At 64.2% G+C, this 13,001-nt stretch carries 10 protein-coding genes; 7 read left to right on the top strand and 3 right to left on the bottom strand.

Annotation, left to right across the window (positions count from 1 at the left end; genetic code table 11):
* Positions 1-2: 2 nt before the first annotated feature.
* The 4 genes from ACVIYL_RS38385 (at position 3) to ACVIYL_RS38370 (ending at position 3,737) form a co-directional block, all read left to right on the top strand.
* Complete coding sequence (locus ACVIYL_RS38385) at positions 3-722, top strand: ATP-binding cassette domain-containing protein (protein WP_456780999.1); 720 nt, start codon at positions 3-5, stop codon at positions 720-722.
* Complete coding sequence (locus ACVIYL_RS38380; protein WP_016845725.1) at positions 712-1,422, top strand: ABC transporter ATP-binding protein; 711 nt, start codon at positions 712-714, stop codon at positions 1,420-1,422. Before ACVIYL_RS38385 ends, ACVIYL_RS38380 begins: the two co-directional genes overlap by 11 nt.
* 63 nt (positions 1,423-1,485) lie before the next feature.
* On the top strand, positions 1,486-2,247 hold the full coding sequence (locus tag ACVIYL_RS38375; protein ID WP_225647396.1) for an SDR family NAD(P)-dependent oxidoreductase: 762 nt from the start codon (positions 1,486-1,488) through the stop codon (positions 2,245-2,247).
* Between the two features lie 86 nt (positions 2,248-2,333).
* Positions 2,334-3,737, top strand: a complete 1,404-nt coding sequence (locus ACVIYL_RS38370; protein ID WP_456780998.1) for an amidase — start codon at positions 2,334-2,336, stop codon at positions 3,735-3,737.
* 5 nt (positions 3,738-3,742) lie between these two features.
* Here ACVIYL_RS38370 and ACVIYL_RS38365 read toward each other — a convergent pair whose 3' ends face one another.
* Positions 3,743-5,332 (bottom strand): ABC transporter substrate-binding protein, encoded by a 1,590-nt coding sequence (locus ACVIYL_RS38365; RefSeq protein WP_456780997.1) that lies wholly within the window; start codon positions 5,330-5,332, stop codon positions 3,743-3,745.
* Between the two features lie 22 nt (positions 5,333-5,354).
* The gene (locus tag ACVIYL_RS38360) at positions 5,355-6,557 is read right to left on the bottom strand and encodes a serine hydrolase domain-containing protein (RefSeq protein ID WP_253609371.1); all 1,203 of its coding nucleotides are present in this window, start codon (positions 6,555-6,557) and stop codon (positions 5,355-5,357) included.
* A 234-nt stretch (positions 6,558-6,791) separates the two neighbouring features.
* Between ACVIYL_RS38360 and ACVIYL_RS38355 the strand changes: the two genes are divergently transcribed.
* Positions 6,792-7,466, top strand: coding sequence for a helix-turn-helix transcriptional regulator (locus tag ACVIYL_RS38355; RefSeq protein ID WP_028345120.1), 675 nt, complete (start codon positions 6,792-6,794; stop codon positions 7,464-7,466).
* A gap of 351 nt (positions 7,467-7,817) precedes the next feature.
* A complete protein-coding gene (locus ACVIYL_RS38350) occupies positions 7,818-9,107 on the top strand; it encodes an IS4 family transposase (RefSeq protein ID WP_225642830.1) in 1,290 nt (429 codons plus the stop codon).
* A 797-nt stretch (positions 9,108-9,904) separates the two neighbouring features.
* On the opposite strand, the gene ACVIYL_RS38345 is transcribed toward ACVIYL_RS38350, so the two are convergent.
* Entirely contained in the window at positions 9,905-10,831 is a 927-nt protein-coding gene (locus ACVIYL_RS38345; RefSeq protein ID WP_456780996.1) for a D-alanyl-D-alanine carboxypeptidase family protein, read from the bottom strand.
* A 504-nt stretch (positions 10,832-11,335) separates the two neighbouring features.
* On the opposite strand from ACVIYL_RS38345, the gene ACVIYL_RS38340 reads away from it, so the two are divergent.
* On the top strand, positions 11,336-12,913 hold the full coding sequence (locus tag ACVIYL_RS38340) for a gamma-glutamyltransferase family protein (protein WP_456780995.1): 1,578 nt from the start codon (positions 11,336-11,338) through the stop codon (positions 12,911-12,913).
* Positions 12,914-13,001 lie beyond the last annotated feature (88 nt).

Raw genomic sequence — 13,001 nt, 5'->3', positions numbered from 1 at the left:
TCATGGCGTTAGTCGACGTAAAAGGCGTATCGAAACGTTTCGGCGGATTGACCGCCGTCTCCGATGTCGACCTGACGGTCAATGCCGGCGAGGTCCACTGCTTGATCGGGCCCAACGGGGCCGGGAAGAGCACGCTGTTCAAATTGATCGTCGGGCTCTATCCGCCGACCACGGGCAGCATCTTCTTCGACTCGATCGATATCACCGTCGAGCGGCCCTACGCGCGGGTGCAGCGCGGCATGAGCATCAAGATGCAGGCGCCGAGCGTGTTCAAGGAGCTGCCGGTGCGGCAGAACATCCAGATCGCGCTGCAGGAACGCATTTCGGGCGCGGAATGCCGTGCTGAAGAGGAGCGGCTGCTCGCATTGCTCAACCTGGCTGACGATAGCGGCAAGCTCGCCGGTGCGCTGTCGCACGGCCAGCAGCAATGGCTGGAGATCGGGATGGCGCTGGCGCTGCAGCCGCAGCTGCTGCTGCTGGACGAGCCGACCGCCGGCATGTCGCCGGAAGAGACTTTCAAGACCGGCGAGCTGATCAAGTCGTTCAATGCCGAGGGCATGACCGTCCTGGTCGTCGAGCACGACATGGCGTTCGTGCGTCAGGTTGCCCAGCGCGTTACCGTTCTGCATCTTGGCAAGATCTTCGCGCGCGGCAGCTTGGAGGCGATTTTGGAAGACGAGAAGGTCGCAGAAATCTATCTGGGTAAGACTCATGCCCACTGATCGCATTCTGGAGGTGTCGGGGCTTTGGGCGGGCTACGGCGCGACGCCGATCCTGCAAGGCGTCAGCATGTCGGTGTCGCGCGGCGAGATCGTCGGCGTGATCGGCCGCAACGGCGTCGGCAAGTCGACCCTGATGCGGTGCCTGATCGGTCTGCTGCAGACCTGGCGCGGCACCATCAGCTTCATGGATCAGGATGTCACGCAGCTCGAGGCCGATGCGCGGGCGCGCGCCGGCTTCGGCTACATCCCGCAGGGCCGCGACGTGTTTCCGCAAATGAGCGTCGAGGAGAATTTGCAGGTCGGCGAGTTGATCGGCGGGCCCGAAGGCAAGAAGCTGCCCGAGCTCGTCTACGAGTATTTTCCACGCCTGAGGGAGCGCCGGCGCCAGATCGCGGGCACCATGTCGGGCGGCGAGCAGCAGCAGCTTGCGATCGGCCGCGCGCTGATCGGCAATCCGGCGCTGATGATCCTCGACGAGCCGTCGGAGGGCATCCAGCCGTCGATCGTGCAGCATATTTGCGAGGCGCTGAAATCGTTCCGAGCGGAGCTCGGGACCACGATCGTGTTCGTGGAGCAGAATCTCGACACCATCCTGGAGATCGCGCAGCGCTGCTACATCATGGAGAAGGGCAAGATCACGCGATCGCTGGCCGGTGAGGAGGTCAACGCGGACAACGTTCGCGCGCAGCTGTTGCTGTGATCGACCGCGCGATGCGGTGAAGATCAGTGCGTTGCATAATTGATAATAATGGAGGGAATGGACATGGATCTCGGACTCAAGGGAGCAAAGGTTCTCGTTACCGGCAGCACCAAGGGCATCGGCAGGGCGATCGCCGACACGTTCGCCGCCGAGGGCGCCAATGTCGGCATCTGTGCGCGCAACCAGGGCGACGTCGACGCTGCGGTCACAGCGCTCAAGGCCAAGGGCGTTTCGGCGTTCGGTAGTGCCGTCGACGTCTCAAACGGGCCGGCCCTGAAGGCCTGGGTCGCCGACATGGCGTCCAAGCTCGGCGGCATCGATGTCGTGGTCGCCAATGTCAGCGCGCTGTCGATCGGGCAGGACGAGGAGAGCTGGGAGAAGGAATTCTCCACCGACATGATGGGGACGGTGCGCCTCGTCAACGCGGCGATGCCGTATCTGGAGAAGAGCGGCGCCGCCGCGATCGTCACCATCTCGAGCGTGTCGGGACGCGAGGTCGATTTTGCCAGCGGTCCCTACGGTACGTTCAAGGCGGCGATCATCCACTACACGCAGGGCCTTGCCTACCAGCTCGCGGCCAAGGGCATCCGGGCCAATTCGGTATCACCGGGCAACACCTACTTCGAGGGTGGTGTCTGGAACATGATCAAGGACGGCAATCCCGAACTGTACAAGACAGCACTGGCGCTCAACCCGACCGGCCGCATGGGCACGCCGCAGGAGATGGCGAACGCCGCTGTGTTCCTGGCGAGCAAAGCGGCGAGCTTCATCACCGGGACCAACCTCGTGGTGGACGGCGCGTTGACGCGCGGCGTCCAGTTCTAGGCGGGGCGCGCCGTCAGCAGAGCCGCGAGATCGCCGCCCGCGGCGGCGGTCCGGACAGGCATATTCCGATAACAGCAGGGCGTCAGATGTCAGCGGATTCATTGCACTACAAATCCATCATCGAAGTCTCCGAGCTCATTCGCCGCAAGGAGGCGAAGCCGTCGGAGGTGACCGAGGCAATGCTGGGCCGGATTGCGAAGCTGGATGGACAGTTTCACGGCTATGCGCTGGTCCTTGCGGAGCGGGCGATGGCCCAGGCCAAGCAGTATGATGCGGAGATCGCCAAGGGTGTCTGGCGCGGCCCGCTGCATGGCGTTCCGATCGGGCTGAAGGACCTCTGCTACACCTCGTTTGCGCCGACCGCGGGCGGCACGACGATCCACGCCAAGTTCGTGCCGTCCTTCAATGCCACGATCGTGGACCGGCTCGAAGTCGCCGGTGCGGTGACGCTCGGCAAGCTGAAGATGACGGAGGGGGCCTATACCAGCCATCATCCGGCCGTTCAGGCCCCGCTCAATCCCTGGAATGTGAACTACTGGGTTGGCTCGTCGTCGACCGGATCGGGCGTCGCGACCTCGGCGGGGCTCTGCTACGGTTCTATCGGCAGCGACACCGGCGGCTCGATCCGCTTTCCGTCGGCGACCTGCGGGTTGACCGGGATCAAGCCGACCTGGGGGCGGGTCAGCCGCTACGGCGTCTTCCCGCTGGCCGACTCGCTCGATCACGTCGGGCCGATGTGCCGGAGCGCTGCGGATGCCGCGGCGATGCTCGGCGTCATCGCGGGCGCTGATATCAACGACCCGACCGCTTTGCGGACTCCGGTGCCGAACTATCTCGCTGGAGCGGGCGACGGCATCAGGGGCCTCAGGATCGGTGTTGACCGCAGGTACACCCAGGAGGGCATCGATCGGCAAGTCGTCGCTGCGCTGGTGCAAGCCGAGCGCACGCTCGCCGATCTCGGCGCCGACATCCGCGAGGTGCATGTCCCGCCTTACCAGAAGCTCGTCAGCCAGTGGATTGCGATGTGCTCGGTCGAGACGGCTGAGGCGCATCTGGACACCTACCCGTCGCGGAAGTCGGAATACGGACCCGATCTCGCGCAGCTGATCGAGCAGGGCAGGGCGACGAGCGGCGTCGACATCGCGGCCATCCATCATGAACGGCAGAAGTTCAGCGGCAGCCTCGTCGCCATGTTCGAGGATATCGACCTGCTACTGATCCCGACGATGCCGGTGCCGATCCCGACGCTCACCAAGATGAGCGAATACGGTGCCGACCCCAATGTCCTCCTGAGCATTCTGCGCTTCACGGCGGTGTTCGATTTCTCGGGCAGCCCGACCATTACCTTGCCGATGGGCATGGCCTCGGACCAGATGCCGCTCAGTATGCAACTGGTCGGCCCGCATCTGTCCGAGGACGTGCTGGTCCGCGCCGGCGCCGCGTTCCAGTCGGCGACGGATTGGCACACGCGGCGGCCGCCGATCGAATAGGGGCCTCAACCGGTCTTGTCGACGTTCCAGAACAGCGGCACCGGCGCGCGGACGATGTCCTTCAGCGCCTTGCGCGTCGCGGCCGGCTGATTGTACTGCCCGGTCGGGACGTGGGTGACCACCTCGTAGGCGCGTGCCTGGATCTTGTCGGCCAGCGCCTTCTGGTCCGGCGGCGCCGCGGTGCGGGCAAAGCTGTCGCGCAGCCGCTCGAGCTCGGTATCCTCGACCCAGCCGAAGAAGCCGCCGTTCTTGCCCTTGCCGTTGACGCAGGCGTTGCCGATCGGATTGACGAGGTCGGCGCTGGCCCAGGTCGAATGGTAGAGCGACCAGCCGCCCTCGGCCGGCATCGACTGCTTGGCGCGCCGCGCCACCACCGAACCCCAATCCATCGCGAGCAGGTTGACGTTCATGCCGATCGAACGCAGCGCCTCGGCGGTGACCGTGCCGAGCGCGGTGATGATCGGGGCGTCGGTCGCGTGCAGGATCGTGATCGGCTCGCCCTTGTAGCCGCCCTGCTTGAGCAGCTCCCTGGCTTTCGCGGTGTCCGCCTTGGTCGACCATCCGACCGCGCTTTCGAACGGCGTGCCGGCGACGAAGATCGCCGGCGTGATCTTGTAGTAATCGGGATTGCCGATCTGGGTGTCGAGCCAGTCCTTCTGGTTCACCGCGTGCAGCACGGCCTGGCGGATCTCCGGCCGGTCGAACGGCGGCACCAGCCAGTTCATCCGGCACATGCCGGAGAAGCCGAGCGTGTTGTAATCGGTCAGCTCGACATTGGAGGCGCGCGCGAGCATCGGATGATGGTCGTGCGGCGGCACCTCGAAGTAGTCGATTTCGTCGTTCATCAGCGCGTTGGTCGCGATCTGGAAGTCCGGCACGCTGATCCATTCATAGCGGCCGATCTTGACGACCTTGCCGCCGCCGGTGCCGTCGGATGGTTCGTAGCGGGAAACGTAGTCCGGGTTCTTCTCATAGGCGGCCTTGACGCCGGGCTGGAATTCCGCCGTCACGAAGCGGAACGGTCCGGAGCCGAGGTGATCTGATATGGCCTGGTCGGCGGGCGTCGCGGCGATCCGCGCCGGCACGATGAAGGGCACGTTGGCGGTCGGCTTGCCGAGCGCCGCCAGAACGAAGCCGCACGGCTCCTTCAGCACCATGCGAAAGGTGCGCTCGTCGATCGCCTTCAGTTCGGCGACGAATTCGAACAGTTTCTGGCCCATCGTGTCGCGCCTGGCCCAGCGCTGCAGCGAGGGGATCACGTCGGCCGATGTCACTGCGGTGCCGTCATGGAATTTGAGGCCGGGCCGCAGGCGGAAGGTGTAGGTCAGGCTGTCGGCGGAGACCTCCCAGGCCTCGACCATCTGCGGCTTGATCTCGAATTTCGAATTGGTCGAGAACAGCGTGTCGTAGATCATATAGCCGTGGTTGCGCGCGGTCCACGCCGTCGTCATGATCGGGTCGGTGGCGCGCAGCGGCGCGTGCATGACGGCCGTGATCGTCTTCGAACTGGCCCGCGCGATGCGCGGCATCGCAATGCCGAGGCTTGCTCCCGCACTGATCTGCAACAGACGGCGACGGTTGATCGATGGTCCCATGGTGTCCCCCTGTCGCAATCGGTCAGCTCTTGCCGGCAAGCCTGGCCGCGATCGCGCGATAGCCGCGCATCCACATGTGATCGAGATCGAGATCCATCGGCAGCGGCTGGGAGGAGACGCGTGCGATCACGGTCTCATTGGCCGGATCGATGTAGATCCACTGGCCATGGATGCCGACCGCGGCAAACGGCGTTTCGCGCCGATCGAGCGTGTACCACTTGTTGCGGTAATTGCCGTTTGGAAACACTTTCGTCAGGTCGCCGCGCGACCAGGCCTCCGCATTGCCGTTCTGCCTGATGTCGTCGATCCACCAGCCGGGGACGACCTGTCGTCCGTTGCTGATGCCGTGATTGCGCATCATCTCGCCGAAGCGGGTGAGATCCCGCAGTGTCGCGCAGATGCCGCCGGCGACGCGGCCTGCGCCGCGTGAATCGACCGTGATGTAGGCGTCGTGCTCGGCGCCCATCGGCTGCCACAGATAGTGGGAGAGGATCTTTGCGTAGGACAGGCCGCAGGCGCGCTCGTAAACCCAGCCGAGCACATCGGTGTTGGTCGAGACGTAGTGGAAGGTCTCTCCATGCGGTGCGCCGTTCGGCCGCAGCGTGCGCAGATAGTCGCGCAGATTGCTCGGCGGAATCGCCGGATCGGGCAGCTCCCAGCCGGTCGAGCGCCGGTAGTTCATGACGTCGCCGTCGCGCGCCATGTAATCCTCGTCGAAGCGGATGCCGACGCTCATGTCGAGCAGATGCCGTACCGTGCAGCCGCCGCCATAGACCGAGCCTTCCATCTCCGGGATGTAGCGCGTCACCGGCGCGTCGGGGTCGAGCTTGCCGTGATCGGCGAGGATGCCGCCGAGCGTTCCGGCGACCGACTTGCTGACGGAGAAGATCAGGTGCGGGGCATCGGGCGTGAGGCCATGGGCATACCATTCGAACGCGACCTGTCCGCGATGCGACACGACGATGCCGTCGGTGTGGCTGGCACGCAGCGCCTCGCCGACGCCGACCGTCTCGCCGCGCGGGTTGGCGAAGCTGACGTCGTCGAGATAGCGCGGCGCAAAGGACAGCGGCGCCGGCGCCGCGGCGCGCGCGATGTTCGCGGTGGGTAGCAATTCACGGACATTGCGGAATGCCCACTCGTTGAAGGGATGCTGACGCCAGTTGGCGAGCGTGACCTGTTGGTCGGCCGCCGACGGGAAGGCGGCCATGATGCGACGCGAATTCATTCTTGATCCAGCAATGACATCGGATGATGTACGAAAGTTCCGCATGGCTCGCGTCGCTCGCAATCAACCGGATGGTGGAGGGGGCCGTTGGGTTACTTCGGCGTAACCGTTTCCCCGGACGTGCGCTTCGTGCGTTTGGCCCGCAATTTGCTTGACTATGGCTCGCGCGTGCCCCAGCGTGACGGTCGCGCGACGCGCAGACGTTCGCCATCGGGAAACATCGGGAGGTAGGTCATGATCGCGCTTCTGGGCCGACCGGATCCGGCAACCACGCAGGCCATTCAGTTCGCGCGCGGCATTCTCGAGGGGTCGGCGACCGCGTTCTACGAGGTCGACGGCAATTTGACCCTCAACCGCTTCGTGCTCAGCAGCAACGTGCCGCCGAGTTTCCACGACCAGTATCTTGCCGGCATGAACCGGCTCGATCCGTTGCATCCGCGCTCGGCGAGCAACCGGCCGATTGCGCGGCTGAGCACAGCGCTCGACCAATGCGCGACCCAGGAGGCGGCGACCTACCGCGCCTTCGCCGGCCAATGCGGCGTCGCCGACATGATCGAGTTCTTCTTCCGCCGCAACGACCGCATCGTCGCCGGAATGAGCGTGCTGTGGGCGCCGGGCTGCGCGATCCCCGACGGCAGCATGCATATTGCGGAGAAAATCCACGACTACCTCGAGTTCAACCTGACCAGCCGCCTGTCGTCGAATGCCGACGAGCCGGCGCGCTTTGGCCTGACCTCGCGCGAGATGGAAGTCGTTGAGCTGTTGTGCTGCGGCCGAACCAACCGCGAGATCGGCGAGTGCCTGAACATCGGTCTCGCGACGGTGAAGACGCATCTGATCCATATCTTCGAAAAGCTCGGCGTCGAGACCCGCTCCGCCGTCGTGGCGATGATGTCGCGGCCGCATTGAGGCGCGGGCTGTCGATTAGAGTCCGCGGCTCTTCCAGCACGTCGTCCCTGCGTAAGCAGGGACCCATACGCCGCGGCGGATGTTGTGAACGAGATTCGTCACCCCAGCGTCGTGAAACAATAAACATCCGTGGTTATGGGTCCCTGCTTTCGCACTAGGGGATGCACACATCTGGTGCGACGGATTGACTCGGGTCAGAGATTGGGGATTCCAGAATCGGGGGGCTCGGTGACTTCTATTACGGCACTTCGGCTTGGGCGGAGGTGCCAGCATGTTGTCGCGGATTGACTGGACGTTGGGCCGGTTCGAGGATGGTCGTCTCGATAAAGGGGGGCGGCGCTCATCGGACGCATGGTCGCGGGCAAGGATGTATGCCTTCGGCGGCTTTCCAAGGGAGACCGCGCGCTGGAGGTGCGGTTCAACCGCTTTCTCGGTAACTCCAAGGTGACGAAGGAGCGCATCATCGAAAGCTGGAGCGAAAGCACGGCTGCGGCGGTTACAGGCCGCCATGTTTTGGCGATCCAGGACACCAGCGAGATCCACTTCAACACCACGCCGCAACGCCGGCGCGGGCTCGGGGAGATCGGCAAGGGCAATCACCACGGCGTGCTGCTGCACCCGATGCTGGCGGTGGATGCGGACAATGGCACCTGCCTGGGACTTTTGAGCGGCGAGGTGTGGACGCGTGAAGGCCCTCGGAGCGTCTCGCATGACAGCCGCGACCTGTCGGACAAGGAATCGCAGCGCTGGATTGCCACCGCCCTTGCGGCCAAGCCGCTGCTTACCGGTGCTGCAATGGTGACCCTGCTTGGTGACCGCGAGAGCGACATCTTTGCTCTTTATGCCAGCGCAGCCGAGCAAGACTACCGCGTGATCGCCCGCAGCATGCATGATCGCAAGCTGGCCGACACGACGGGTTTGTATGCGGCGATCGACGCCATGACGGCGGTAGAGCGTCGCATCATCGAGTTGCCTGCGCGTGCGGGGCGGCCTGCACGTCCGATGGACCTCGAACTTCGCTTCGGCGCAATCGAGCTGGCCCGGCCGCAAAGCAAGTTCCTGCGCCATTTGCCGAAAAGCCTGCATCTGGCCATCGTTGACGTCCGCGAGATCAATGCCGATCCCAACGTCGAGCCGTTGCACTGGCGTCTTCTCACCTCTCACGAGGTCACCAGTTCAGACGATGCCTGGCGCATCGTCGCCTGGTACAAGCAGCGCTGGATCATCGAGCAGTTCTTCCGCGTCCTCAAGACGCAGGGCTTCAAGCTCGAGGATAGCCAGATCGGCACCGCCGGCCGGCTTCTCAAATTGGTTGCCATCGCTGCCAAGGCCGCGATCATCACCATCCAGCTCCTGCAAGCGCGCAACGGGAGCCAGCAGTCGCTTCACGTTGCCTTCAATCCCAGCGAGATCGATGCGTTGACCGCCCTCAATCAGCAGCTTGAAGCCAGGAACAGACGACTGAAGAACCCGCATCCGTCCGATCGTCTTGCCTGGGCGGCCTGGATTATCGGCCGCATTGGAGGATGGGACGGCTATCCGTCCTCCAAGCCACCAGGCCCCATCACCTTCAAAAACGGTCTCGATTACTTCCGCGCCGTCGCTCTCGGATGGAGCCTCAGAAATGTGTGCATGCCCTAGTGCTTTCGCAGGGACGACGATGAGGATCGTTCTCGCGCGAGACAACGCACTGTCATTGCGCTCCCATCTTCGGTATCATCACCCGCGCACGCGCATGCGAGTGATCCAGTATTTCAGAGATGCCTGTGCTTGAATCGAGAGGCCGCGGCGTACTGGATCGCCCGGTCCCGTCTTCGCCAAGGCTTCAACGAGGCCATGCATCCTTGGCGCGCCGAAGCTTTAGCGGAGGCGGCGAGCCGGGCAATGACAGTGCGGATGCGACACACGATCGTCGTCCTGGCGAAAGCCAGGGGACCCATAACCACAGCATTTGATCATGAACGGGATCGTGGCCCCAGCGTCGCGCAACAATTGCGATCCGGGGAATTGGGTCCTGGCTTTCGCCAGGACGACATTGAGTGTGTGGCGCGGTCTGTGAGTCACACATCCGGAATTGGGCGGGACCGTCGCTCCGTGGGCCGAAGCGGCGATCCCTGATCGCGCGAGGTGCATGGTCGGGTGTGGGCAAAATGTCGGCCAATCCGCACGACTGGGGACATGATAGATCGACAAGCGCACGCGGCAATTGCCATTCTGGACTAGCCCCGAGTAACAGATTCAGCGGCAAGCAGGCTCCACAGCGCAGAAGTAGTAGCGCGGCGCAGCAATCGCGGTTCCTGGTAGATGAGAGTCCGAAGAGGGGCATAACGTCATGGGCGGAGGCTGGCCGCTACGGCCTCCGAAGCCGCCGTCAGCCCCAGCTCACCCCCTGAGCTGGGGCGCGCCGGAGCGCACGAAGCGCAGGAGGGGTAGGCCGATCAGAGGCGCGAGCTGAGTCTCGTCGTCGCGGCCCTCGACGCTGCCTTTGACTTTGCGCGCGTCGTCACGCCACGTCTGGAAGATGCTGCAATTCGGGTATGTCGCTTGCCGGCCAGCTTCGTGTGCCTTGATACCGTACGATGAGCAACATACTCCCGACCATCGACCGGTGCGAGATGCGCTGGGTCTCCATTCAAGTAGGGACGTCCGACTCCGAACTGCTTTTCGTGCTCGTCGATCCATTTCCATAATAGCTTGGTCTCGGTTGCACGCTCGTCCTTGCTGCCGCCATTCATGCTGACGACGTCTGCAGCGAGCCCGTGACCATAGCCCCCACGCGAGCTGCCGCCGTGATAAGACTTGTCATTTGCCGCCTTCAGCCCGCTTGCAATCGATTGGCGGTAGTCATCGCGGAATCCGCTTGTGATCCCGGGTGCCAGTCCGGCCTGCTCCGCTGCATGGAGCATATAGAACAGCTTTTGCTTGAAGGCTCGATCCATCCCTCCGATCACGTAATCCATCAGAGGCATCCCGGCTTTATCCGCGGCCTTGGGGTCCTTCCATCCGAAGTCATTTTCGACCCGTTTCGGGATGCTGCGCGTGACCGTGATCAGTTTACGCTTCCGTTTGATGATCACGTCCTTCTTTTCGTACACGACGATCCAGTCGGTCTTCGGCGCTCGCGTGTAGAGCGCGCCAAGGAACCGGTCAATGCACGCCTCGGCAACAAAGCATTCGTCCAGGACCAGAACTGTATCGACATTGTCCGGAGCGGCCTTGAACGAGTCGGCAACGTTGGCCGTGGATACCTGCTCAGGTTGCATCTCGCCTGGCGTCGTCGACGGAGCCTCGGGCGACGCTCGGTCCGCATCAGGCAATACACTCTCGTTGGCATCGGATTGAGCCGACGGTTCGGATGCCGTCACCTGTCGGCTCGACTCCTCATTGGGCGACGCCGCACGCACGTCGTGAACGACGGCGCAGCATGACAGTGAGACCAGAAACGAGACAATACGTAACCAACCAGCCCCGCAACCGAACCGACGTCGCCTGGCGCCATGAAACTCTTTGAGAGATGACATCGGCATTGGCAATCGACATGAGCTAAACTGATCATGGCAGCGTGCCATCGCGCTCCGGGCTTGGCAACCAGTTACCCACCACAGAATTGCCGCCGAGCACGCAACTATTCAGATAGGCCGAAAGAATTCCTCACGTGCAGGTTTGACAGGTGTTGCCGGGTTGCCCGCCAGATCAATCCGCCGCGTCCGAGAAGCGTCTGGCGGGACAACCCTCGTCCGTGTTCACCGATCCACCGTTAGGTGGATTGCTGCCTGCCCGGTGGCCGAACGAGAGTCCTCCGCGAGGACCGGTGTCGTTTTCGACAATGTTGGCGAGCGGCGGCCGCTCACAACATTGAAGGAAACGACATGCGCGATTTCATGGCCGTCGGCCGTTCGGTGGCGGTTGCGGAGCGTGGCATGGCCGCGACCTCGCACCCGCAGGCGACGCTGGCCGCGGTCGAGATGCTGAAGGCCGGCGGCAACGCCGTCGATGCCGCGGTGGCGGCGGTCGCGGTGCAGGGCGTCGTCGAGCCGCAGATGACCGGGATCGGCGGCGACTGCTTCGCGCTGTATTCGCCTGACGCCGGCGAGCCGATTGCGCTGAACGGCTCGGGCCGCACGCCGGCCGCAACCGATGCCGAGAAATTTGCCGCAAGCGACGCGCGCGACATTCCGCCGACCGCGCCCGAGGCCGTCACCGTGCCCGGCGCGATCGATGCGTGGTGCCGGCTGGTCGCCGATCATGGCAGCAGGTCGCTGGAGGAGATCTTCCGGCCGGCGATCGCGGCTGCCGAGCGGGGCTTTTGCGTGACGCCGCGCGTCGCGGAGGACTGGCGCCGCTTCCGGGCCCGGATCGAGATCGACGGCAATGCGGCGGCGCAGTTCCTGCCCGGCGGCAAGGCGCCTGAGGTCGGCGACATCCGTACGCAACCCGCGCTCGGCCGCACCCTTCGCCGGATCGCGCAGCACGGGCGCGACGCGTTCTACGCGGGCGAGGCTGCCGACGAGATGGTGGCCATCTTGCGTGCCCTGGGCGGCGCCCATAGCACCGATGATTTCGCCGCCCAGACCTCCGACTATGTGCGGCCGATCTCGGCGCGCTACCTCGACCATGACGTGGTCGAGTGTCCGCCGAACGGGCAGGGCCTGGCCGCGCTGATGATCCTGCGGACGCTTGCAGGCTTCGATGTCGGCAAGCTCGGAGAGGCCGATCGCATCCATCTGCTGGCCGAAGCCACCAAAGCGGCCTACCGCGCGCGCGACGCCTTCTTTTGCGATCCCGCCACCAGCAAGGTCGATCCGGCCGCATTCCTTGCCGACGACTATATCGGGAGAATCCGTGGAAAAATCGACATGCGCCGCGCATCCGCGCCCGCGACCTGGGACGATATCGAGCATCGCGACACCGTCTATGTCACGGTGGTCGACCGCGATCTCAACGCCGTCTCGCTGATCAACTCGCTGTTCTATCCGTTCGGCAGCGGCATCTACGCGCCGAAATCGGGCATCCTGCTGCACAACCGCGGCTGGAGCTTTCGCGCCAGGCCCGGACATCCCAATTCGCTCGCGCCGCGCAAGCGGCCGATGCATACGATCATTCCGGGCCTGCTGCGCAAGGACGGCAAGACCGTGATGTCGTTCGGCGTGATGGGCGGGCACTACCAGGCCGCGGGCCACGCCAATCTGCTGTCGAACATCTTCGACATGAAGATGAACATCCAGGCCGCGGCCGAGGCGCCGCGCTCCTTTGCCTTCGACGGCGCGCTGTCGCTGGAGACGACCATTTCTCCCGGGATACGCGACGACCTTCGCGCCCGCGGCCACGATGCGCGGTTCTCGGAGGAGCCGATCGGCGGCTGCCAGGCGATCCGCATCGACCATGCGAGGGGCGTTCTGTTCGGTGCCTCCGATCACCGCAAGGACGGCCTCGCGCTGGGGTTTTGAGGGGCGATGAGGCTATATCGACTAACGGCCGCAACGGAACTGCGCTACCTCGCCCCGTTCTTACGGGGAGAGGGTTGGGGTGAGGGGC

Source organism: Bradyrhizobium sp. USDA 3315 (genome assembly GCF_054056795.1).
Note: the sequence above shows the minus strand (reverse complement) of the source record. Positions and strands in the feature narration are given on the sequence as shown.